The organism is Limnobaculum eriocheiris (assembly GCF_021010575.1).
Lineage (GTDB): Bacteria > Pseudomonadota > Gammaproteobacteria > Enterobacterales > Enterobacteriaceae > Limnobaculum > Limnobaculum eriocheiris.
On record NZ_JAJNAG010000002.1, the window covers coordinates 38,072 to 63,237 of the forward strand.

The 25,166-nt window shown below is 47.2% G+C and carries 17 protein-coding genes; 14 read left to right on the forward strand and 3 right to left on the reverse strand.

All coding sequences use genetic code 11. The features are described 5' to 3' along the window. The first annotated feature begins 47 nt into the window (after positions 1 to 47). The 11 genes from LPW36_RS01225 (at position 48) to der (ending at position 17,874) form a co-directional block, all read left to right on the forward strand. Positions 48 to 4,997: an alpha-2-macroglobulin family protein gene (locus tag LPW36_RS01225; RefSeq protein WP_230607692.1), complete on the forward strand. Its 4,950-nt coding sequence runs from the start codon at positions 48 to 50 to the stop codon at positions 4,995 to 4,997. Positions 4,998 to 5,355: 358 nt separating this feature from the next. Beyond that, positions 5,356 to 7,707, forward strand: a complete 2,352-nt coding sequence (gene pbpC / locus LPW36_RS01230) for a peptidoglycan glycosyltransferase PbpC (RefSeq protein WP_230607693.1) — start codon at positions 5,356 to 5,358, stop codon at positions 7,705 to 7,707. A 392-nt stretch (positions 7,708 to 8,099) separates the two neighbouring features. Next, entirely contained in the window at positions 8,100 to 8,531 is a 432-nt protein-coding gene (gene ndk, locus LPW36_RS01235) for a nucleoside-diphosphate kinase (protein ID WP_230607694.1), read from the forward strand. 339 nt (positions 8,532 to 8,870) lie between these two features. After that, positions 8,871 to 10,037 carry a dual-specificity RNA methyltransferase RlmN gene (rlmN, locus tag LPW36_RS01240; protein ID WP_230607695.1) on the forward strand — a complete coding sequence of 389 codons (1,167 nt, stop codon included), beginning with the start codon at positions 8,871 to 8,873 and terminating at the stop codon, positions 10,035 to 10,037. Between the two features lie 81 nt (positions 10,038 to 10,118). Further along, complete coding sequence (gene pilW, locus LPW36_RS01245) at positions 10,119 to 10,871, forward strand: type IV pilus biogenesis/stability protein PilW (RefSeq protein ID WP_230607696.1); 753 nt, start codon at positions 10,119 to 10,121, stop codon at positions 10,869 to 10,871. Next, positions 10,861 to 11,814: a cytoskeleton protein RodZ gene (gene rodZ, locus LPW36_RS01250; RefSeq protein ID WP_230607697.1), complete on the forward strand. Its 954-nt coding sequence runs from the start codon at positions 10,861 to 10,863 to the stop codon at positions 11,812 to 11,814. Before pilW ends, rodZ begins: the two co-directional genes overlap by 11 nt. A 45-nt stretch (positions 11,815 to 11,859) precedes the next feature. Further along, positions 11,860 to 12,975, forward strand: a complete 1,116-nt coding sequence (gene ispG, locus LPW36_RS01255; protein ID WP_230607698.1) for a flavodoxin-dependent (E)-4-hydroxy-3-methylbut-2-enyl-diphosphate synthase — start codon at positions 11,860 to 11,862, stop codon at positions 12,973 to 12,975. Between the two features lie 147 nt (positions 12,976 to 13,122). Next, a complete protein-coding gene (gene hisS / locus LPW36_RS01260) occupies positions 13,123 to 14,412 on the forward strand; it encodes a histidine--tRNA ligase (RefSeq protein WP_230607699.1) in 1,290 nt (429 codons plus the stop codon). Positions 14,413 to 14,426: 14 nt separating this feature from the next. After that, a complete protein-coding gene (locus LPW36_RS01265) occupies positions 14,427 to 15,032 on the forward strand; it encodes a YfgM family protein (protein ID WP_230607700.1) in 606 nt (201 codons plus the stop codon). 10 nt (positions 15,033 to 15,042) lie between these two features. After that, entirely contained in the window at positions 15,043 to 16,224 is a 1,182-nt protein-coding gene (bamB, locus tag LPW36_RS01270) for an outer membrane protein assembly factor BamB (RefSeq protein ID WP_230607701.1), read from the forward strand. A gap of 153 nt (positions 16,225 to 16,377) precedes the next feature. Continuing rightward, a complete protein-coding gene (gene der, locus LPW36_RS01275) occupies positions 16,378 to 17,874 on the forward strand; it encodes a ribosome biogenesis GTPase Der (protein ID WP_230607702.1) in 1,497 nt (498 codons plus the stop codon). Positions 17,875 to 17,929: 55 nt separating this feature from the next. On the opposite strand, the gene LPW36_RS01280 is transcribed toward der, so the two are convergent. Then, positions 17,930 to 19,759 carry a monovalent cation:proton antiporter-2 (CPA2) family protein gene (locus LPW36_RS01280; RefSeq protein WP_230607703.1) on the reverse strand — a complete coding sequence of 610 codons (1,830 nt, stop codon included), beginning with the start codon at positions 19,757 to 19,759 and terminating at the stop codon, positions 17,930 to 17,932. Positions 19,760 to 20,203: 444 nt separating this feature from the next. Here LPW36_RS01280 and LPW36_RS01285 point away from each other — a divergent pair, with 444 nt between their 5' ends. Both LPW36_RS01285 and LPW36_RS01290 read left to right on the forward strand, forming a co-directional pair. Then, complete coding sequence (locus LPW36_RS01285) at positions 20,204 to 21,160, forward strand: AEC family transporter (protein WP_230607866.1); 957 nt, start codon at positions 20,204 to 20,206, stop codon at positions 21,158 to 21,160. Positions 21,161 to 21,172: 12 nt separating this feature from the next. Next, positions 21,173 to 21,400 (forward strand): zinc ribbon domain-containing protein, encoded by a 228-nt coding sequence (locus LPW36_RS01290; protein ID WP_230607704.1) that lies wholly within the window; start codon positions 21,173 to 21,175, stop codon positions 21,398 to 21,400. Between the two features lie 65 nt (positions 21,401 to 21,465). Here LPW36_RS01290 and LPW36_RS01295 read toward each other — a convergent pair whose 3' ends face one another. Together LPW36_RS01295 and xseA are read right to left on the reverse strand one after the other, a co-directional pair. After that, positions 21,466 to 21,810: an MliC family protein gene (locus tag LPW36_RS01295; RefSeq protein WP_230607705.1), complete on the reverse strand. Its 345-nt coding sequence runs from the start codon at positions 21,808 to 21,810 to the stop codon at positions 21,466 to 21,468. 207 nt (positions 21,811 to 22,017) lie between these two features. Further along, positions 22,018 to 23,376 (reverse strand): exodeoxyribonuclease VII large subunit, encoded by a 1,359-nt coding sequence (gene xseA, locus LPW36_RS01300; protein ID WP_230607706.1) that lies wholly within the window; start codon positions 23,374 to 23,376, stop codon positions 22,018 to 22,020. Between the two features lie 173 nt (positions 23,377 to 23,549). Between xseA and guaB the strand changes: the two genes are divergently transcribed. Further along, positions 23,550 to 25,019 carry an IMP dehydrogenase gene (gene guaB / locus LPW36_RS01305; RefSeq protein WP_230607707.1) on the forward strand — a complete coding sequence of 490 codons (1,470 nt, stop codon included), beginning with the start codon at positions 23,550 to 23,552 and terminating at the stop codon, positions 25,017 to 25,019. Positions 25,020 to 25,166 lie beyond the last annotated feature (147 nt).

Genomic DNA, 25,166 nt, shown 5'->3' on the forward strand with positions numbered 1-25,166 from the left:
TCCCAGGTCCGTTTAATAAATCATCTTCATTTCAGAGAGAATCGCTTATGCGTCAGGGAAATTCTGATTTTGGGAGGCTGAAAGGGCTACTTCTGGCCTTCTGTTTTGGCTTCGCTTCTTTACCTCTTCATGCCGCACCGGAAACGCCACAGGTTACGCAAACTGCAGAGCAGCAAGCGTCTCGCTATGCCGGTAAGTCATTTACTATCCTTGACGCCTCTGAAGTCCAACTGGACGGTGCCAGTGCAATGGTGGTGACCTTTTCCATTCCGCTGGCAGCTAATCAGAATTTTGCCTCTTTACTGAATCTGGTGGATGAAGCCAGCGGTAAAGTCGATGGGGCATGGGAAATGTCGGACAATATGATGGAGTTGCGTCTCCGTCATCTGGATCCTTCCCGTAAACTGATTCTGACCGTTAATAAAAATCTGAGTGGTGTTAACGGAATGAAGCTGGACAAAGAATTTCAGCAAAAGTTAACCACCCGCGATATTGAACCTTCTATCGGCTTTGCCAGCCGTGGTTCATTGTTGCCGAGCAAAGTGATTACCGGGTTACCGGTTATTGCGCTGAATGTGAATAAAGTTGATGTTAACTTTTACCGCATTAAGCCAGAAATGCTCTCCGGTTTTCTGGCTGACTGGGAAGGAACAGGTGCCAAAAGCTACTGGGAATCTCAGGAGTTTCTGAAAAAAGTTGATCTGGTCTATACCGGACGTTTTGACTTAAGCCCGCAAAAAAATACCCGTGAGCAGGTACTACTGCCACTGAATAGCATTAAAGAGCTGCAACAGCCGGGTGTATATCTGGCCGTGATGCAGGAGGCGGGTGCTTATCAATACAGTAATCCGGTCACTATTTTTACCCTGAGCGATATTGGTATCTCTTTACACCGCTATCACGATCGTCTGGATGTGTTTACTCAGGCGTTGGAAGGTGGTGAAGGTGTATCCGGCGTTAAAGTTGAGCTGTTTGACGAAAAAGGCAACTCACTGGCACAGGCTAAAACCTCGTCGGATGGTCACGCTCAACTGATTAAAGATGAAAAAGCAAAAATTATGCTGGCCACTAAAGATGGGCAAACCAGCTTAATCGATCTGAGCAAAGCGGCTCTCGATCTGTCGGAATTTGATATTGCCGGACCAGAAGGCTTTGCCACTCAATTCTTTGCTTTTGGCCCCCGGGATTTATATCGCCCTGGCGAAACGCTGATTGTTAACGGATTACTGCGTGATTCTGACGGTGCCGGGCTGCCTGACCAGCCGGTAAAAGTTGATGTGCTTAAGCCGGATAATCAGGTTACACGCAGTTTTGTCTGGCAGCCGAAAAAGAACGGTTTCTATCAGTTTATGTATGACATTCCTAACAATGCGGCAACCGGTGAATGGTCATTACGCATCAACTTAGGGGATAAACAGCCCCGTTTCTATAAGTTTAAAGTAGAAGACTTTCTGCCCGAGCGTATGGCGCTGGAACTGAAATCGGTTGAAGATGTTCCGGTTTCGCCTTCTCAGGAAATTACCTTTGATGTAACTGGCCGTTATTTATACGGTGCTCCGGCATCAGGCAACCGCCTGCAAGGGCAAATGTTCCTGCGCCCGGCTCGTGATGCGGTAGCTAAACTGCCTGGCTACGAGTTTGGTTCCGTTCTGGACACTAACCTGAGCCGTTCGTTAAATGAATTTGACCTGAAGTTAGATTCTGAAGGGCTAACCAGCGTAACGGTACCGAGTGACTGGGCCGAGAGTAAATCACCAATGAAGGTGATTATTCAGGCCAGCCTGATGGAATCCGGCGGTCGCCCGGTAACGCGTCGTGCCGAGCAGGCTATCTGGCCAGCGACGAATATGCCGGGTATTCGCCCGCTGTTTAACAAAAAAGAAGTGTACGACTATAAAACCAATAACTATAAACCTCAGTTTATGGTGGATTCTGACAGTTTAGCCGGTTTCGATATTGTTTATGCCAATGCTAAAGGTAATAAACTGTCAGCTAATGGACTGAATGTACGTTTGGTCCGCGAGCGTCGTGATTATTACTGGGAATGGTCTTCCAGCGATGGTTGGAGCTCCCGTTACGATCAAAAAGATTTAATTATTAATCAGGAAACGTTATCCATCGGTGCCGATCAGGTAGCTAAAGTTAGCTATCCGGTAGAATGGGGTTCATATCGTCTTGAAGTTGAAGATCCTCATAGTGGAATGGTAACCAGCCTGCGTTTCTGGGCCGGTTACAGCTGGCAGGACAATACCGATGGTACCGGCGCATTACGCCCGGATCAGGTCAAACTGAAACTGGATAAGCCTGCCTATCGTCCGGGGGAGAAGGTGAATCTGCACGTTGAAGCACCAACTGCCGGTAAAGGCTATCTGATGCTGGAATCCAGCGATGGTCCTTTATGGTGGCAAGAGATTGACGTGCCGGTTGGTGGCGCGAACTTTAATGTACCTATTAATGAAGAGTGGAATCGCCACGATCTTTACCTGAGTGCGTTAGTGGTGCGCCCCGGTGATAAGAACCTACAGGCTACGCCAAAACGTGCGGTAGGACTGTTGCATCTGCCGCTGGTGGATGAAAACCGTAAGATTACTCTGGCGCTGGATGCTCCAGAGCGTATGCGTCCTAATCAGACGTTGACGGTAAAAGTCAAAGCCTCGGTTAAAAATGGTGAATTACCTAAGTCGATTAACGTGCTGATGTCTGCGGTAGATAGTGGTGTATTAAACATCACCAACTATGTCACGCCAGATCCTTATGAAGCTTTCTTTGGTCGTAAACGTTATAGCGTTGACCAGATGGATATCTATGGCCAGTTAATTGAAGGAAAAGGTAAAACTGCCAAGTTGAGCTTTGGTGGTGATGGTGAAGATGATGCACTGGCTCGTGGTGGTAAGAAGCCGGTTACCGTAGTGAAAATTGTTGCTCAACAGGCTATGCCGGTAGTGTTGAATGATAAGGGTGAAGGCGAGATTCAGATGCCGATCCCTGATTTTAACGGTGAGCTCAGACTGATGGCCCAGGCCTGGAGCGATGAAGAGTTTGGTAGCGCAGAACGTAAAATGATCGTTGCGGCACCGTTGATTGCCGAGCTGTCTATGCCGCGCTTTATTGCCGGTGGTGACCGCAGCATTCTGGCGCTGGACCTTAGCAATCTTACTGATGGTGAACAGTCTCTTAATGTGACGGTGGAAACTAAAGGTCTGGTGAAACAAACGGGCGCTGCACAGCAAACCGTTAAACTCACTAAAGGCCAGCGTAAAACGCTAAGTATTCCGGTTGAAGCATTGAATGGCTTTGGTCAGGGTGATGTTACCGTTCGGGTTAATGGTCTGGTGTTACCGGGAGAGCCTTCAACTGCGTTTGAACGTCACTGGACGTTGGGTGTCAGCCCGGCAACTCCGGCGAAGACCAACAGTTATGCTATGACGTTACGTGCCGGTGAAAGCTGGGCATTGCCGCAGGATGCATTGCTGGGGCTATCCACACCAACGGTGGAAGGCCAGATGTCATTAACTGCCGTACCTCCATTGAATGTGGCTCAACATATTCGTGAATTGTTTGCCTACCCGTATGGCTGTCTGGAACAAACCACCAGTGGGTTATATCCATCGCTGTATAGTAATCAGGCTCAACTGGCCGCATTAGGTATTAAGAGTGACAGTGACGATGTACGTCGTCGCAATATTGATGTTGGTATTGAGCGCCTGTTAGGTATGCAGAAAGATAACGGTAGTTTCTCTCTGTGGGAACGCGAAGGCAGTGAGGAATATTGGCTAACCGCATACGTTACCGACTTCCTGGTACGTGCGCGTGAGCAAGGCTATTCAGTACGTGAAGATGCATTGAATAAAGCCAATCAGCGTCTGCTGCGTTATTTGCAGGATCGCAATCAAATTGAACCTCAATATATATCTAACGCTTCGGCAACTAATGCGGCTAAGTTTAGCGTACAGGCTTACGCCGGACTGGTGCTGGCTCGTCAACAGCAGGCTCCGTTAGGGGCATTGCGTCAACTGTATGAGCGTCGCGGTGAGGCGATGTCTGGCCTGCCACTGGTTCAGTTAGGTGTTGCACTGCAATTAATGGGTGATATGCCAAAAGCGACTCAACTGATTCAGCAGGGCGTTTCTATGGGCGGTGCTAATCGCAATACCTGGTTAGGTGATTATGGTAGTGATCTGCGTGATAATGCCTTAATTCTGGCTCTGTTGAATGAATATCACTTGTTACCTCAGCAGCAGGATAGCGCTTTAATGTCGCTGTCAGATGCACTGGTTTCAAACCGCTATCTGTCAACGCAAGAACGTAATGCGGTTTATCTGGCGGGTCGTGATTTACCAAAACGTGAGTCAGCAGAGTGGGAAGTGGAAGTCTCTGGAGTTGAAAGCAAGGACTATGAAGAGACTAAGTCAATTTCTTCACTGTATGATGCAACTCAGTTAGCAAAAGGCATTAATCTGACTAACAGCGGTAGTGTAACGGTGTATCCGCGTATTGATATCACCGGGTATCCATTGAAGCAGCCTGCGCCGGTTAGTAACCGTTTACACATTGAACGTAACTTCCTGAATCTGGATGGTTCTTCCGCTTCTCTTGATCGTGTAAGCAGTGGTCAGCTGTTAGTGGTGCATTTAAATCTGTGGGCTGAAAATCAGGTGAATGATGCGTTGGTGGTGGATCTGTTACCGGCCGGTTTTGAACTGGAAAACCAGAACTTAGGTAGCAGCAGTGCCAGCCTGGGCGAAAGTGCCGGTGAGCTGATGGCATTACAAACCAAAATGCAAAGTGCTGAAATCAAGTATCAGGAGTACCGTGATGACCGCTATGTTGCAGCAGTAAAAGTGGATGGTTCCAAGAGCAATCCGGTAACACTGCTGTATCTGGTTCGCGCTGTAACACCGGGTACCTATAGCGTTCCTGCTCCGCAGGTCGAGTCAATGTATAAGCCAGAGTGGCATGCGATTGGGTCGACGCCGGCGAGGTTGGAGATTAAATAAGGGTGTAATGGGGCGATGAGCATCGCCCCCTATGCTTATTTAAATTGGCGTTAGAGAATATTCCGGCCGTAAGGACATGGTGCCTATATTATTTTATGTGTGCGGCCGGAAGACCATCTGTACTTTGCACTGGTGTGCGTCGGGCCTACCTTCCCTAGGGGCGGTTATGAAACACCTTATGGTGTTTCACCCTCCGGGTCAGCGCAAGCGCTGTTCAAACAGGCTTTGCCTGTTTGTCGTTGGCTTACGCCAAGTCGACCCCAACGGAAAGGTCTCCCTCCGTTTAACTCTGCTAATAATATTGGTTTGATATTGTTGTCGTTGTCGAGCTAATTTCCGCTTTGTATGAGTAACTGAATTGCGTAGTTTATTTTCCCGATTGTTCACATTTCGTTTTTGGCGCAGGCTAACCGCTGTCGTAGTGGTATTGATTGCCGTTACGGCGTCGGGGCTGTGGCTGGCGGATAAGGTTTGGCCATTGCCTGCGCCGGATGTGCAAGTAGCGAAGGTGGTGGTGGCGGAGGATGGTTCGCCACTGTGGCGGTTTGCCGATGCGGAAGGGGTGTGGCGCTATTCGGTTTCGCTGAAGGAAGTGTCTCCTTACTATCTGCAAGCCTTACTGACCTATGAAGACCGCTGGTTTTATTCTCATCCGGGAATAAACCCGTTAGCCATTATGCGGGCTTTGTGGCAGAACCTGACTAATCAGCGCATTGTTTCTGGCGGTAGTACTCTGTCCATGCAGGTGGCTCGCCTGATTGAACCCCATGATAAAACTTTTACCGGTAAGCTACGGCAGGTGTTTCGTACACTGCAACTGGAGTGGCATTACACCAAAGATCAGATTCTGACGATTTATATCAATCGTGCGCCCTATGGCGGAACGCTACAGGGAATAGGTGCGGCAAGCTGGGCCTATCTGGATAAACCTCCATCAGAACTTACTCGTTCAGAAGCGGCGTTATTAGCGGTATTACCTCAGGCCCCCAGCCGTTTACGGCCCGATCGTTACCCTGAGCGGGCGCAGGCCGCCAGAGATAAAGTTCTCGATCGCCTTGAAGAGTATGGCGTTTGGGATAAAGCACAAGTAGAGGATATTAAGCAAGAGAGTGTCTGGTTGGCAGAACGTCAGGCTCCACAACTGGCACCGCTGCTTTCCCGACGTTTGCTGGCTGAAAGCAGCACCGATGTGATTCATACCACGATTGATGCCTCACTACAGCGGCGCCTGGAAGATATGGTGATGGGTTGGAAAAGCCAGTTACCTCCCAGCACGTCTATGGGAATTTTGGTGGTTGACCATTCAACCATGTCGGTGAAAGCCTATATCGGCTCGGTAGATCTCAACGATCGCAGCCGATTTGGTCATGTGGACATGATTACCGCATGGCGTTCTCCTGGCTCAACGCTGAAGCCTTTTGCTTATGCTATGGCGCTGGATGAAGGGCTGATTCATGCGGAATCGCTGTTGCAGGATGTTCCCCGTCAGTTTGGTGATTATCGTCCCGGAAATTTTGATACCGGATTTAGCGGCCCGGTAAGCGCTTCTGATGCGTTGGTTCGCTCACTTAATCTGCCAGCAGTTCAGGTTCTGGAAGCCTATGGCCCTAAGCGTTTTACCGGCAATATGCGTAATGCCGGTATTGTTTTACGTTTCCCTCTTAATAGCGATCCTAATCTATCCCTGATTCTGGGTGGAACCGGCATGCGTATGGATCAGTTGGTTAGCGGTTACAGCGCGTTTGTTCGTCAGGGTAAAGTTGCTGCATTACGTTTTCGACCGGAAGACCCGCTGATAGAGCGGCAACTGGTCTCTCCCGGTGCGGCATGGATTGTCCGCCGAATTATGGCGGGAGAAGGGCGGCCGGTTCCCGATAGTCAGATTTCAGACATCACCCCTCTGGCCTGGAAAACCGGTACCAGTTATGGCTATCGTGATGCCTGGACCATAGGGATGAACGGCGGCTATCTGATTGGTATCTGGGTTGGGCGCCCGGATGGAACGCCGGTAGCGGGCCAGTTTGGTTATGCTACCGCGGTGCCGATATTGCATCAAATTAACCATTTGCTGATAAACCGTAATAGCCAGCTGGCAAAAAATTGGCCGAAGGATCCACGTCCATACTCGGTCAGTCGTGCAGTCATTTGTTGGCCTCAGGGGCAAAGTTTGGAAGCGGACGATACTAACTGCCGTCAGCGTCGTCAGGCGTGGATTCTGGATGGCACTATACCGCCAACGCTGCCTTCTATCGGACAGGATACCGGTATTGGCGGCTGGTTGAATCTTTGGATTAATGCTGAAGGAAAGCGTGTCGCTCCGGACTGTAGTGGTGCAATATCACGTCGAATTGCGCTGTGGCCAATAGCATTAGAGACCTGGTTACCATTATCGGAACGCAGAGCCAGCCGCCTGCCTGAACGTGATACAGCGTGCCCGCCTATCAGCTATGACGTCAGCCCGCCGCTATTGATTTTGGGGTTAAAGGATGGCGCCATTCTTAAACGAATTCCGGGAACGCAATCACTCGACTTACGCCTCGATACTCAGGGAGGAAGGGGCAAGCGCTGGTGGTTTATCAACGGTGAATCCCTGATGGAAACCGAAGAAGATAAACCGATGATTCATACTCTGACAAACTCCGGTAAATACCAGATTAGCGTGTTGGATGAGAGTGGGCAGGTCAATAGTGTCGGGTTTGTGTTAGAGTAATATTTAGGTCCCTGGCCTCTCTTAGAGCACTGGAATTCATCCAATAACTGAGAGAGGTACTGCTTCGTCTTAACGCCTCCTGCTCGGGCCACTCACACATTTTTTAATTTAGACTCAGTACGGTTAATGGACGAAATTTCCTCGATACTAAATTCATCGTATTTCCCTTCAAAATTGCATCTCAAGTCTCAATTTGCTGTTATTTCACTCCAAAAATGCGGCATACCTCCAAAAATGTGTATTAACTTCGGTTTATTTTAAAAAAATGTTACATCCGAGATAGGCAAGCCTGATATCTGCTCGTATAATCAGCCGCGAATTACGTCTGGCTACAATGATTTACCCTATAAATTGAAATATATAGAACAGTTATCAGTAACCCCGAGGTGAATATGTCTATCGAACGTACTTTTTCCATCCTTAAACCTAATGCCGTTGCTAAGAATGCGATTGGTTCAATTTACTCGCGTTTTGAAAATGCAGGATTCACCATTGTTGCTGCAAAAATGCTACACCTGACCAGAGATCAGGCAGCTGGTTTTTACGCGGAGCATGATGGAAAGCCGTTCTTCAATGGTTTGTTGGACTTTATGACTTCTGGCCCGGTAGTGGTACAGGTGCTGGAAAGTGAAAATGCGGTCCAGCGCTATCGTGACCTGATGGGGGCGACTAACCCTGCGAATGCGTTAGCCGGAACGCTACGTGCTGATTATGCGGATAGCATGACTGAAAATGCAGTTCATGGTTCTGATTCTCCCGCCTCAGCCGCGCGCGAAATCGCTTACTTCTTCAGTGATGATGAAGTTTGTCCACGCACCCGATAACCTGCACAATTTAATGATAAAAGCCAGAGAGTTAACCTTCTGGCTTTTTACTGATTTCAGGTTTATTTCAGCGGTAAATAAGTGTATCAGTTAATGACAAAATCACCGGGGCGATATTAAAACTCCTTTAATATCAAACAGTATTTTTGAACCTGTTGGCTCATGACTGAATATTCATTTTTAACTATACTGATGTGCATAGAAACGTTTCACTAAAAGCAGTACAATGCTGCCCGCATAACGTTCTGCAAATAAAATATCGCAGAGATAACTTTAATACCCTTTAAATTCTCTAGATTTTCTAGCGCCATAAAGTGTAATAACGAGGCCTTAAATACCATGTCCGAGCAGATTTTAACGTCATCTGACGCGCCTGTTTTACCAGTCAATCCGTCAGAAAAAATTAACTTATTAGATCTTAACCGACAGGCAATGCGTGAGTTTTTTGTCTCTTTGGGTGAAAAACCATTCCGTGCCGATCAAATCATGAAATGGATTTATCAATTCGGTTATGACGACTTTGAGCAGATGACGGATATCAATAGAGTCCTGCGCGCCCGTTTACAGCAAGTTGCAGAGATTCGCGCCCCGGAAGTGGTGACGGAGCAGCGTTCGGCGGATGGTACTATTAAGTGGGCTTTGGCCGTTGGCGATCAACAGGTTGAAGCGGTATACATTCCAGAAGACGATCGGGCAACGCTGTGTGTTTCCTCACAGGTTGGCTGTGCACTGGAATGTAAGTTCTGCTCGACCGGACAACAAGGTTTTAACCGCAATTTACGGGTATCAGAAATTATCGGTCAGGTCTGGCGCGCAGCCAGAGTAATCGGACCTGCTCGGGTTGCCGGTCAGCGTCCAATTACGAACGTCGTGATGATGGGCATGGGGGAACCCCTGCTGAATTTATCCAATGTGGTACCGGCAATGGAAATTATGCTGGATGACTTTGGTTTCGGCCTGTCTAAACGTCGGGTGACATTATCAACATCGGGTGTTGTGCCTGCGCTGGATAAGTTGGGCGAAATGATCGACGTAGCGTTAGCGATTTCTCTGCATGCGCCTAACGACCAAATTCGCGATGAAATTATGCCGATAAACCGTAAATATAATATCGAGAGCTTTCTGGAGGCGGTGCGCCGTTATCTGGACAAGTCTAACGCTAACCAGGGGCGGGTGACCGTTGAGTATGTGATGCTTGATCATATCAATGATGGAACAGAGCATGCTCACCAGTTAGCAGAGTGTTTGAAAAACACTCCTTCAAAAATTAATTTAATTCCGTGGAACCCATTCCCCGGAGCTCCCTATGGGCGCAGTTCCAATAGTCGGGTAGACAGATTTTCTAAAGTATTGATGGAATACGGTTTTACCGTCATTGTACGTAAGACCCGTGGAGATGATATTGATGCGGCTTGCGGTCAATTAGCGGGTGAAGTTATCGACAGAACCAAACGTACTTTAAAAAAGAAAATGAATGGGGAACCTATTTCAATTAAAACGCTCTAAAATACGATGTGTTACAACAATATATGAAAGTGAATTATTGTTGTATTATAGAGCGTTGGGAATACAGGGACTGTAAAACCAATGCAGAAGATATTGTTATCTATACCGTTACTGGCTGGAATTTTAATGGGATGTAACAGCCAGAAAGCAGAAGAACGTGCCGCCGATATGGGGCAGGCTGCAGAGATTCGGCTAACCTTAGGTATGGCCTATTTATCGCTAGGTGATACTGTTGCTGCCCGAACTAATCTTGAGCGGGCAGTGAATTATGCTCCTCAGGACTACAGAACACAGTTAGGTATGGGGCTGTACCTACAGGGCATCGGGGAGAATGAACAGGCAGCTTCCCGCTATGAGTTAGCCTTGCAGTTAGCACCAGAGAATGGCGATGTGTTAAATAATTACGGTGCGTTTCTCTGTAGTTTAGGGCAGTATGATGCAGCACAACGTTATTTTGAGCTGGCAGCAGCCACTAAACGTCTCGATGATGTTTCCAATAGCCTTGAGTATGCAGGTTATTGTTTATTACAGGCCGGGCAACCAGATGAAGCAGATAAAAAATTAAGCCGGGCACTAAAGCAGAATCCAGAAAAGGGCGCGCGAGTATTAAATACTGCGGCTCGTTACTGGCAGCAGGGCAAGCGCGAAGAGGCTCAGGCATTGCTTAACCTCTACCAGCAGGTACTTCCTGTCAGTGCTGAAAGTTTATGGATACAGATTCAATTTGCGGCGTCGGATAATCGCTTAAACGATATAAAACGTTACGGTAAGCAGCTGGCGCAAGGTTTTTCACAATCAAAACAATACCAATTATTCTTAGCTCATGAATACTGATACACCGCAAGAAAGAGAAACACCACTGGCTGAAATCGGTTACCGACTCAGCGAAGCCAGAAAAGCATTGAACTTAAGCCAGCGTTCGGTGGCGGAGCAACTGCGTTTGAAGGTGAGTACCATCAGAGAACTGGAGGATGGTTTAAATCCATTGGATCTGGCGCCAACCTTTATCAAGGGGTATATCCGTTCTTATGCCAAGCTGGTACAGGTACCAGAGGATGAGCTGATTGCGTTACTGCCGAAAAATAGCGTAGAAAAAAACATTATTGAAACTAACCGGATTAAAGGTTTTACGCTGGGTAAACCACGTAAAAAAATTGACCGTTGGTTAACCCTGTTTACCTGGCTGATTTTGTTTGTTGTGCTCGGCTTAACCGGTGCCTGGTGGTGGGAGAACCATAAAGCGCAGCAAAACGATCTCATACCATCGTCTGGTGAACATGAACAAAACCAAATCCTTCTGCCGGCGAATCAGCCAGAGACAACATCTTCTAATACCAGCACGACTCAGTCACCTGCGAATAATAGCCCTTCAACATCAGTGAGTCCGGATTCTGCTAACAGTACGCCAGTTGCCAATAATGCGGGTCAGACACCGGTTCAAAATACGGCGCCAACGCTGGAAGAAGCGGTTGCTGCACAGGTTGCTGAAGCTGAGAGCGCCAACGGGGCGACTGCCCAGTCGGCACAAGATGTTAATGATATCCATATGACGTTTGTTCAGGACTGTTGGGTTGAGGTAATTGATGCCCGTGGTCAGAACCTGTACAGCGGTTTACAGAGAAAAGATGGTAAGTTGTCGCTTTCCGGACAAGCCCCTTATCGGGTAAAAGTGGGAGTACCGGCAGCAGTAGAAATTAGCTATAAAGGCAAACCTGTCGATATGAGTCAGTATAAAAATTCAAATCGTCCTGCTCGCCTGACGTTAGCGGCTGAATAACAAACAAGGTTAACCAGTCGTGGTAGTTTTCGGGGAGAGCTTATAATGCATAATGAAACGCCGATTGTTCGTCGTAAATCAAAACGTATTTATGTAGGTAATGTGCCTATTGGTGATGGTGCACCCATCGCCGTGCAATCAATGACCAATACCCGCACTACGGATGTAGAGGCGACGGTAAAGCAAATTGAATCGCTACAGCGGGTTGGTGTAGATATCGTCAGGGTTTCTGTACCAACTATGGAAGCCGCAGAAGCATTTAAGCTGATTAAACAGCGTGTTTCTGTTCCTTTGGTAGCGGATATTCATTTTGACTATCGTATTGCGCTACAGGTTGCTGAGTATGGCGTTGATTGCCTGCGTATTAACCCTGGTAATATCGGACGTGAAGACCGCATTCGTGCCGTAGTTGACTGCGCACGGGACAAAAATATTCCTATCCGCATTGGTATTAACGGTGGCTCGTTAGAAAAAGATATCCAGGAAAAGTACGGGGAACCAACCCCCGAAGCGCTGGTTGAGTCTGCTCTGCGTCACGTCGAAATTCTTGATCGTATGAACTTTGATGCATTTAAAGTTAGCGTTAAAGCTTCCGATGTCTTTTTGGCGGTGCAATCTTATCGCCTGTTAGCAAAACAGATTGAACAACCTTTGCATTTGGGAATTACGGAAGCAGGGGGAGCCCGTAGCGGCTCGGTGAAATCGGCGATTGGTTTAGGCATGCTGCTGGCAGAAGGCATTGGCGATACATTGCGTATTTCTCTGGCGGCGGATCCGGTGGAAGAAGTAAAAGTTGGTTTTGATATTCTGAAAGCGTTACGTATTCGCTCCAGAGGGATCAACTTTATTGCTTGCCCAACCTGTTCCCGTCAGGAGTTTGACGTTATTGGTACAGTGAATGCGCTGGAACAGCGCCTGGAAGATATCATCACGCCAATGGATGTATCTATTATTGGTTGTGTAGTTAACGGGCCGGGTGAAGCGCTGGTATCCGATATCGGTGTTACTGGCGGCCATAATAAGAGCGGTTACTATGAAAATGGCGAACGTCAGAAAGAACGCTTTGATAACGATAATATGATCGATCAACTGGAAGCGAAAATTCGTGCCAGAGCCAGCATGCTGGATAAATCTAAGCGTATTGATGTCAGTCAGGATTAATGAGAAATCGTGACAATATGAGTGACGGTCAGTAAAAAAACAGATGAATCGGGCGGTGTTACTGTGTAATAACCGCCTGTTTGCATTGATGTAGAGAGGGAATACCTCCTATAATCATCAAAATTTTAAAGAATATAGAGAATTGACGTGTCAAAGAAAATTCAATCTGTACGTGGTATGAATGACTATTTGCCAGAAGACACCGCAGTATGGCAGCGAGTAGAGGACATTATTAAGCGTGTTGTTGAATCTTATGGATATAGTGAGATTCGCACGCCGGTTCTTGAACAAACCCCACTGTTTAAGCGTGCTATTGGTGAAGTTACCGATGTGGTAGAGAAAGAGATGTACACCTTTAACGATCGCGAACGCGATGGTGAGGAGGTTACATCGTTAACCATGCGTCCGGAAGGAACCGCAGGTTGCGTTCGTGCCGGTATCGAACGTGGTCTTATCTACAATCAGGAACAGCGTCTGTGGTATTTAGGGCCGATGTTTCGCCACGAACGCCCACAGAAAGGCCGTTACCGTCAATTCCATCAAATGGGCGCTGAAGTGTTTGGCCTTGCCGGGCCGGATGTTGACGCCGAGCTGATTATGCTAACGGCGCGCTGGTGGCGTGAGCTGGGTATTACAGAGCACGTTACGCTGGAACTGAATACTATCGGTTCACTGGAAGCCAGAGCCAATTACAAAGAAGCATTGGTTGCGTTTCTGGAGCAGCACAAAGATAAGTTGGATGAAGATTGTAAACGCCGTATGTACTCTAACCCGCTGCGGGTGCTGGACTCAAAAAACGCTGGCGTTCAGGCTTTGCTAAATGATGCGCCGACACTGATGGATTATCTGGATGAAGAGTCCAGACAACATTTTGCCGGACTGTGCGCATTTTTGGATAATGTCGGTATTGGTTATACAATTAACCCACGTTTGGTTCGGGGTTTGGACTATTACAACCGCACGGTATTTGAATGGGTAACCACCAGTCTGGGTGCTCAGGGTACAGTTTGTGCCGGTGGTCGTTATGATGGTCTGGTTGAACAATTGGGTGGGCATGCAACCCCTGGCGTTGGTTTTGCTATGGGGCTGGAGCGTCTGGTTCTGTTAGTTCAGGCGGTTAATCCTGAGTTTAAGGCCGCACGTGCAGTGGATGCTTATCTGGTCTCTTCCGGTGAAGGTACGCAAATTGCGGCCATGAAGCTGGCAGAAACTATTCGTGATACAACACCGGAGTTGCGTCTGATGACCAACTACGGTGGCGGTAACTTTAAAAAGCAGTTTGCCCGTGCCGATAAGTGGGGTGCCCAGGTGGCCCTGGTTCTGGGTGAAAATGAAGTAGCAGCCGGGCAGGTGGTCGTGAAAGATCTGCGTAATGGCGAACAACAAACTGTGGCGCAGGCTGAAGCCGCTGCGTATTTAGCAACATTGATCGGTTAATCAAGAGGGACACCGTGGAAATCTATAACAATGAAGACGAGCAGTTGGATGCGGTGCGTAATTTTTTCCGTGAAAACGGTAAAGCCATCGTGGTGGGTGTCGTTTTAGGTATTGGTGGTTTGTTTGGCTGGCGTTATTGGCAGTCACATCAGCATGCCAGCTTAACGACTGCTTCGGTCTCCTTTGATAATGCTATGTTGCAAAGCGAGAATACTGCCGGTTTGGAGACATTTATTCAGGCCAATGACAACACTTATGGTGTTTTTGGTGCGCTGAAACTGGCTCAGGATCTGGTTGAAAAGGGTGATTTTGCCAAAGCTAAGCAACAGCTGCTGTGGGCGCAGACTCATACCAAGGACGATAATCTATTGCCAACCATCAATCTGCGTTTGGCGCGTATTCAACTGCAAGAGAAGCAGTTTGACGATGCGCTGAAAACGCTGGATGCCGTACAAAAAGGTGGTTGGTTTGCACAGGCTCAGGCAATTCGTGGTGATGTATTAGTAGCTAAAGGTGATGTAAAAGGTGCGCGTGATGCATATACGCAGGCTTTTGAAGATAATCCATCACCGGTACTGAAAGAGTTACTACGCATTAAACTGAATAATCTGGCCGCCTAAGGGGATTTGAATGAAATTACGTAGAATTTTTTGCGTAGGCTTGCTGTCTGTCACTATGTTAAGTGGTTGTTCGCTGTTTGGCGGCGATGATGATGCTGTAAAAATGTCACCACTGCCACAGGTTAATAACCAGTTCTCGCCGAATAAAAAGTGGAGTACTTCGGTGGGTAACGGTGTTGGTGAATACTATTCTCACCTGCGTCCATCATGGCAGGATGGTCGTATTTATGCGGCAGCACGCAATGGTCAGGTTAAAGCGATGGATGCCGATAGCGGCAGCCAAATTTGGAAAACTGACGTGACTGAAAGCGCAGGGTTCTTTTCTTCTGCTAAATCGCCTATGTTGTCCGGTGGGGTAACGGCAGCCGGTGCACATGTTTATGTGGGTAGTGAAAATGCGGTCGTGTATGCCCTCAACAGTGCCGATGGCACACTGGCATGGAAAACGCTGGTTGCTGGTGAAATGTTATCTCGTCCGGTGGTTAGCAATGGCTTAGTGCTGGTTCATACCACTAACGGTATGCTGCAGGCGTTAAGCGAAGCGGATGGTACCATTAAGTGGAGCGCCAACCTGGGTATGCCGTTGCTTTCTCTGCGCGGTGAATCAGCGCCAGCGGTTGCACATGGTGCAGCGGTTGTTGGTGGTGATAATGGTCGTGTCAATGCGGTACTGTTAGATCAGGGCCAGCTAATCTGGCAACAGCGTATTTCTCAGCCAAGCGGTGTAACTGAAATTGACCGTTTAGCTGACGTAGATAGTACGCCAGTCATTCTGGATAACGTGGTTTATGTTCAGGGTTACAACGGTAGCTTTACCGCTATGGACCTGCGTACCGGCCAGATTATCTGGAAGCGTGACATGGGTTCAGTCAATGATTTCTTCATCGACAGCGGTCGCGTTTTCCTGGTGGATCAGGATGATAAAGTGGTCGCTCTGACGCTGAACGGTGGCACCATTCTGTGGACACAAAACGATCTGCTGCATCGCCAACTGACAGCACCAGTGCTGTTTAATGGTTATGTTGTTGTTGGTGACTCGGAAGGTTATCTGCACTGGATGGATAGCTCAACCGGTCAGTTTGTTGCACAAAATAAAGTTGATAGTGATGGGTTCTTGTCCTCGCCGATCGTGGCTGGCGATCGACTGGTGATTCAGGCTCGTGGCGGTAGCGTCTACTCCTATAGCCGCTGAGTTAATCGTTATCCAAAGGCATGATGTGGTTTAATTATGTCTGTTGAAAAACGGCTCCTGACACCAGGGGCCGTTTCGTCTTCTATAAAGCTGGTGATGTTTTTTAACTAACCATCTTAAAATCATAGAGTTACAAAGAAAGAGGCTTTAATAATGATCCCTGTTATCGCGCTGGTCGGGCGTCCCAACGTGGGTAAGTCCACGCTATTTAACCGCTTAACGCGTACTCGTGATGCATTGGTTGCTGATTTCCCGGGGTTAACCCGCGACCGAAAATACGGCAAAGCCGAATCCGCCGGTCATGAATTTATTGTTATCGATACCGGTGGTATTGATGGAACTGAAGACGGCGTTGAAACCCATATGGCGGGTCAGTCGTTACTGGCGATTGAAGAAGCCGATGTTGTTCTGTTTATGGTGGATGCCCGCGCCGGGCTGATGCCAGCAGATCAGGGAATTGCTCAACACTTGCGGATGCGCGAGAAAGCGACTTTCCTGGTGGCAAATAAGACCGATGGTCTGGATCCGGATAGTGCCGTAGGCGATTTTTATGCGCTGGGATTAGGCGAAGTCTACCCAATTGCTGCTTCCCACGGACGTGGCGTCACCTCTTTAATTGAGCAAGTGCTGGGTCCGGTGGTTGAAGACGATGAGTCTGCTGAATCAGAAAATCAGGACGACGAATTTACCGATATTGACACCGATATCTGGGATGAAGAGTTTGATGAAAACGCCCCGGAAGATGAAGAAGAAGACTCCTCTTATCTGGAAAACTTACCAATCAAACTGGCCATTGTTGGCCGTCCTAATGTGGGTAAGTCAACGCTAACTAACCGTATTCTGGGTGAAGAACGGGTGGTGGTATACGATATGCCGGGAACAACCCGCGACAGTATCTATATTCCAATGATCCGTGATGAACGGGAATATATCCTGATTGATACCGCCGGGGTGCGGAAGCGGGCGAAAGTTACGGAAACTGTAGAAAAATTCTCCGTGATTAAAACTTTACAAGCCATTGAAGACGCCAACGTTGTGTTGCTGGTGATCGATGCCCGTGAAGGTATCTCCGATCAGGATCTTTCCCTACTGGGGTTCATTATTAATAGTGGGCGCTCGCTGGTTATTGCGGTAAACAAATGGGATGGTTTATCGCAGGAAATAAAAGAACAGGTGAAAGAGACGTTGGACCTGCGCTTAGGTTTTGTTGATTTTGCCCGCGTTCACTTTATCTCTGCTTTGCACGGTAGCGGAGTGGGTAACCTGTTTGAGTCAGTACAGGAAGCTTATCGTTGTGCAACCCGCAGAGTGAGTACCTCTTTACTGACGCGCATTATGCAAATGGCGCAGGACGATCATCAGCCGCCGTTAGTGAGTGGTCGTCGCGTGAAGCTAAAATATGCGCATGCGGGAGGTTATAACCCGCCGATTGTTGTGATCCATGGTAATCAGGTAAAAGACCTGCCGGATTCCTACAAACGTTATCTGATGAACTATTTCCGTCGTTCACTGGAAGTGATGGGCACACCAATTCGCATTCAGTTTAAAGAGGGTGATAACCCATTTGCAGGCCGCCGGAATAAGCTGACGCCAACCCAACAGCGCAAACGTCGCCGGTTGATGCAACATATTAAGAGCCGCGGTAAGTAAGCTTTAGAGAAAGCAAAGGGGGCGCATATGCGCCCCCTTTGTTATTCATCGTACTCTATAAACGATGGTTTATGATTAATTTGCTTCCGGCCGCCAGAGTATTGTTATCATCCGAAGTAGGCTCAAAATCTGTATTGGTCACGATAGGATCACTGTCGGTATTCGATTCAGCTTTTGCATCATCAGTTTCCGGCTCTTCTACTATTGTCATCATCTCATCTTTACGCAGAGAATCGACCAGTTCAGAAACCTCATCATCGGCGACACCCAGAACTTTCAGCGCTTCGGCTCCAATGTGCAGACTGCTTTCCAGGGTTTCAATCACCACCCAATTGGCACCAGCTTCCTGTAATTGGTCTTTCAGATCTTTGTCCAGTACCCGGGCCAGTATTTTTAGCATTGGATAAAGTGAACGCAGTGTTGAGACTGCTTTTAACGCACTGGCGTTATGGTCGATAGAGACAATCACCATCTGTGCCTGCTCCACGCCAATCACGTTAAGCAGTTTTGGGTCGGTGATGTCACCAAAATAGGCTGGAATACCGGCTTTCTGAGCTTTCCTCACCACTTCAGGATTCTTTTCGATCACAATATGAGGAATTGAAGAATCCTGTAGCATTTGCGCTAATACATAACCGGTATCACCGTAACCAGCTACCACGACTCGCGCATTATTGGCCGTTTCGTCAGGGGTTAACGTTTGATCAATTTCAGACAGTACACCTCTTCTGGTCAGGCGACAGCCGAAGGCATACAGGCTTGGAGTAAATGCCATGCTGACCGAGATAACACCGATACCCATGATAAAGGTTGTATCGTCAATCACGCCGAAGGCTTTAGCGACGCCGAATAATACAAAGCCGAACTCACCGCCCTGACAGAGCAGGAAAGCAACTTTAGTTGCCGCCTCTTTTGAGGTACCAAACAGCAGCGACAGTAAAAACAGAATAATAATTTTAATCAGTAGGATAACTGCAACATTACTGACAAACAGCACCGGAGTCTGCGTCAGCGTGACGAAATCGATGGACATACCAACTGAAATAAAGAAAATGCTCATCAGCAGGCTTTTGGCGGATTCAACGCTGGCGTGAATCTGGAAACCATACTTAGAGGTAGACAGCATCATACCCATAATGAATGCACCCAGCGCCATGGATAAACCAAAGTGTTCCATCACATAAGCTGCCAGCACTACGGCAAACATCACAAACAGCGAGAAGCTTTCACGATAGCCTTTGTTTGCCATTCGGTTAAGTAACCATGGCACCACATAGCGACCAAAAATAATCACCAGCAGCAGAGCACCAATAACAGAAATGGTCTGCATCCACATAGGTGAATCATCTGGCAGTACCGCAATTTTATCGGATAGCAATGGAACCAGCGCCAACAGCGGAACGATAGCTAAATCCTGCATCAGCAGAATAGCAAAACCAATACGCCCGTGTTCGCTGGAGAATTCGTTATATTCCTGCAAAATTTGAATTACAAAGGCGGTGGAAGAGAGCGCCAGCGTTAAGCCAATAATGATGGCCGCATTAACTGAATTGCCAAGCAAATAGAAATAGGTACCGATAGCGGCGCCAGAAAGTAAAATTTGCAGCGAACCCAGGCCAAAAACGACCCTTCTCATTGACCAAAGGCGTTTAGGTTGCATTTCCAGGCCGATAATAAACAGCAGCAGGACGATACCAAATTCGGAAACATGAAGAATATTATCAACATATTCTTTATGGATCACTTGGCCCGGCGTATGGGGTCCGATAATGACACCGGTGATCAGTAAGCCAAGAATGGAACCCAATCCGATCTTTTTCGACAACGTAACGGTAACCGCCGCAACAAACAGGATAATAGTCAGTAGCAATAAAGGCTCATTCATCAGGCATGCTTCCTGTGGCCGTTGCCCGGCAAAGTACGGCTATTGGGAGTACGTTTCTCCATAGAAAGATATTCCTTATCATCAGTTTTATCGTTAGGTTTCATATTTGAAGTGTTGTATCACGCAGGGCTGAGGAGGAGAGTAAGCCCGTAAACACTAACGTCCGAATAATTATTATACTCAACAGTTACCATTTATCGCAGATGAATTTATTCATTGCGATAAACTAATTAAAATAGCCTGAAAATATTTTCATTTGTTATAATTATTATGACAATAATACTTTATGATACCTTATATTAAAGCACCTTTTAAAAGGGTGGAGTTTACTTATTTATTTTGAAGAATAGAATGGTAAGATCTTAGTCTTAGTCCGATAGAATAATAATATTATATAAATCTTTTCTGGCTCTAATGAGCTGTTTAAAGGAATAAACAGAAATGATGTCATGGGAAACATGGAGTTTCGCTTTTAGCGTAACGGTTCCTACTTTATTAATGATGCTACTTGGCATTTTCTTACGGCATCTTCGTTTGATTGACGACCGCTTCTGCGATACTGCCAGCAGAGTGGTATTTAATGTCGCACTACCTTGCCTGCTGTTTTTTAGTATTGCAGGAAATCATGACGATTTTCAAAATCATTTACCAATGATGATGCACGCAGCCATTGGAACACTTGGCAGTTTTTTATTGTTGGAACTGGTGGCGCCTTATTTGGTTAAAGATCGCAGAGAAAGAGGGATCTTTGTTCAGGGCGGTTTTCGCGGAAATGCTGCAATATTAGGTGTTGCATATGCTTCAATGGCATTTGGTAGCGAGGGCGTTTCTGTTGCATCGTTCTATATTGTCGTGACGGTGATTCTGTATAACGTTTTGTCTGTCATTACGCTTGCCCGCAGTTTATCAACCGGCTCTAATGGCAGGCCCGGTTTTGCCAGCATTATTCGCGGAGTAGTCACTAACCCGTTGATTATTGGTATTCTGTTAGCATTACCGTTTTCTGCTTTTTCTATTCATATACCTGAAGCATTAACCAAGACCGGGAATTATATCTCTGGTATAGCGCTACCGCTGGCATTGTTGTGTACCGGTGCCAGCCTGGATTTTCGCGCGATGTTTCGTTCATCGAATGTTGCCATACTCTCCTGTATTGCCCGAGTTCTCGTGGTTCCATTATTGCTGTTCTTAGGTGGATGGTTATACGGCTTCCGCGGTGCGCCGTTAGGCGTTATATTTTTACTGTCGGCCACCCCGACGGCCGCGGCCAGTTATGTTATGGTGCGGGCGATGGGGGGAAACCCGACCTTAGCAGCCAACATTATTGCGCTGACCACTCTGACATCATTTTTCACCACCGCTCTTGGTTTATTCTTGTTAAGAGGGAGCGGACTGGTTTAGCGAGGAACCATAATGGATGTACTCTGTCCCCACTGTCATCGTGCCATGCTCTGGAAACAGGGTAATATTTTCTATTGTGAAGGATGCCGTAAGGCTTATCAGCAGATTGCTCTCTGCCCTGATTGCAATAAACCACTGGAAAAGATGCAGGCCTGCGGTGCGGTAGATTATTTCTGCCAGCATGGGCATGGATTGATATCAAAGAAGCGTATTACGCTGAAGTATGTTGAAGAGAAATAGGTGAAGGTGTTTGGGAATTCACAGGATCTTTAACTTCATAGCTATCAATATAAAAATGGGCGATTTTAACGCCCATTTTTATGATTCAAATAATATTGCAATTTACAGTCATTATGAGGATATGACTTCTTATTGCTTTTATCTTTATACACCAGCATACCCATATCGCCTTTTAATGAAAGGGTATATTGGCTGCTTACATATTGTTCACCGGAAGCTGATGGCTGTGCTTTTAATGTGGCTGTATTGCCAGCTCCGTCTACAAACTTAACCTTATTTGAATTTATGTGGGTCAGTTCAAAGGTATAGCCACCATCGTCGCAGCTATAGCTGGTGGTTTTTTGTGCTGAAGCTGCAATAGCAGATGTCGATGCCATAGCGAGCGCTATAACAACAAGTAGATTTTTCATTTCATACCTCCATATATGCTGATTGTGAATTGCCAATTTTTGGCAAGTATTCATATTTCATTAATCAGCATAAATAGACATATTAATTATAGTAACACAATATAACTATATTGTTGCCAGTGGTATTTGAAGCCAGTTTATCTACCGATTAAGGCAAATAGCTTGTGTATGAAAATCATGATAAACGGAGTTATGTTTAGTTCAGAATCAGGGTTTACTGTTGTCAGCATAAATATCGCTTACCTGACTTTCAATCCAGCCATCACTTAAACGAGTTTTCAATATATCGCCGGTTTTCACCTGTTTTGATTTTTTCAGCGTTTTTCCATCAGAAGCGGTGGTTACGCTATAACCTCTGGCCAGCGTTGCCAATGGGCTTACCGCTTCCAGTTGTGAATAACCAACGCTAAAGCGCTGACGGGCGGTGTTAAGTTGCCGTTCCAGCGCCTGCTGTAATTGATATTGGTACTGTTGCAGTTGTTGTTGATAACGATGAACTTTAACCTGCGGTTGGGTGTGTAACAAACGCTGCTGTAAGCGTTCTGTCTGGCGGCTTGCTAAACGCAGGCGGGTTTGCATTTCTTCTTCCAGCCGATTTTGCAATTTTAATAACGCCGTTTGCTGGCGAGATAATCTTAGTTGTGGATGCTGCTGTTGCAGACGGCTGTCCTGACGGGTAAGACGCTGACGCAAATGAGTCAGATAATAATCCATTGCCATTTCCAAACGCTGCTGCTGCGACTGTAAACGACGTATTAATTCGGGCTGATTGCGACTGATAAGCTCTGCCGCTGCGGATGGCGTAGGGGCTCGCAAATCTGCTACAAAATCAGCAATGGTAACGTCGGTTTCATGGCCCACGGCGCTGACAACAGGGATCCGACTGTTAAAAATAGCGCGGGCCACCAGTTCTTCGTTAAAGCACCAGAGATCTTCAAGGGAACCGCCGCCGCGCCCGACAATCAATACGTCACATTCATTGCGCTGATTGGCAAGCTCTATGGTTCGCGCAATGTGTAATGTGGCCTCATTCCCCTGAACCATGGTTGGATAGATGATCACCGGCAGAGAAGGGTCACGTCGCTGAAGGATCTGCAACATATCGTGCAGCGCTGCGCCAGAAGCTGAAGTAATAATACCAATGCAGGTTGCCGGAGAAGGAAGAGGGCGTTTACGCGCCGGATTGAATAACCCTTCATCAGACAAACGCTGTTTAAGTTGTTCAAATCGCTGTTGTAATAAACCATCACCGGCGGGCTGCATACTTTCGGCAATCAGTTGATAGTCACCGCGAGGTTCATACAGGGTTATTGATGCCCGTACCAGAACCTGCTGACCATTTTGCGGCTGGAAGGTGGTTTTGCGGTTGGCGGTGCGGAACATAGCACAGCGTACCTGAGATTTATCGTCTTTTAGGGTGAAATACCAGTGACCGGAAGAGGGCTGAGAGAAGTTAGAGATCTCTGCGGATAGCCATATCTGGCCCATCTCCATTTCCAATAGCTGGCGAACCGTCTGGTTTAAACGGCTAACGGTAAAGATTGGAGGAGATGAAGGTAGCGGCATAATGTGACGAAGATCAAACTCAATAACAGCAACTTAATTAGTCGATACTACATAGCTATTTGCGCTAATCAAGTTTTTTTGAAAAAAGTATGGTGTGGAGGTATATATCTCTGTATACTTCCTCGGCAATATTTTATCTGTTTCTAAACCCCTAACCCGGTGAGATATTGCCCATGCTACGTATTGCTAAAGAAGCCCTGACATTTGACGACGTTTTGCTCGTCCCTGCTCACTCCACGGTATTACCCAATACTGCCGAATTATCAACGATGTTGACCTCAACAATTCGTTTAAATATTCCTATGCTTTCTGCGGCTATGGATACCGTAACTGAAGCCAGCCTGGCAATCGCTCTAGCACAGGAAGGCGGTATCGGTTTTATTCACAAAAATATGTCAATTGAACGCCAGGCGGAAGAAGTTCGTCGGGTGAAAAGACATGAAAGCGGTATTGTTAGCGATCCAATCACCGTAACGCCGGAAACTACCGTTCGTGAAGTAAAAGAGCTGGCGTTGATTAATGGCTTTGCCGGTTATCCGGTGGTGGCAAAAAATAATGAACTGGTAGGTATTATCACCGGTCGTGATGTACGTTTTGTCACCGATCTTAACCAACCGGTTAGCGCATGGATGACGCCAAAAGAGCGTCTGGTAACGGTTAATGAAACTGAAGCTACCGATCGTGAAACCGTATTCCAAAAAATGCATGAAAAGCGCGTAGAAAAAGCACTGGTGGTTGACGATAAATTCCATCTGCGCGGTATGATCACCGTGAAAGATTTCCAGAAAGCCGAACGTAAACCTAACGCCAGTAAAGACGAACTGGGCCGTTTACGCGTAGGTGCCGCCGTGGGTGCCGGTGCCGGTAATGAAGAGCGTGTTGCTGCACTGGTTGAAGCTGGTGTTGACGTTCTGTTGATCGACTCCTCTCACGGTCATTCTGAAGGGGTATTACAGCGCATTCGTGAAACGCGTGCTGCTTATCCTGATTTACAAATTATTGGCGGTAACGTAGCGACCGCTGCGGGTGCACTGGCGCTGGCTCAGGCCGGTGTTAACGCAGTGAAAGTGGGTATTGGCCCAGGTTCTATCTGTACTACTCGTATTGTTACCGGCGTCGGTGTACCGCAAATTACCGCTATTGCTGATGCGGTGGAAGCGGTGGGTCACTTGGGTATTCCGGTGATTGCCGACGGTGGTATTCGCTTCTCTGGTGATATTGCTAAAGCCATTGCGGCAGGTGCTGCCTGCGTCATGGTCGGTTCGATGCTAGCCGGTACTGAAGAGTCCCCGGGGGAAATTGAACTGTATCAGGGCCGCTCTTTTAAATCTTATCGCGGTATGGGCTCGCTGGGTGCGATGTCTAAAGGTTCTTCAGACCGTTACTTCCAGACCGATAATGCGGCAGACAAATTAGTGCCGGAAGGTATTGAAGGTCGTGTGGCCTATAAAGGCCTGCTGAAAGTGATTATCCACCAACAAATGGGTGGATTACGTTCCTGTATGGGGCTGACCGGCTGTGGCACTATCGATGAACTACGTACCAAAGCGGAGTTTGTTCGTATTACCGGTGCTGGTATTCAGGAAAGTCATGTGCATGATGTGACCATCACTAAAGAGTCACCAAACTACCGTATGGGCTAATTCAGATCGCCTCTGAATGCCAATAAATTGAAGCGGGAGTGTGAGTTATCCATATTCACCTCTCGTATTCTTCTTGCCAACAACGCTATAATACCGGGCAATTTCTTCTTGTCCGGTCTGCTATCAGGCCTCACATTACCGTTTTTG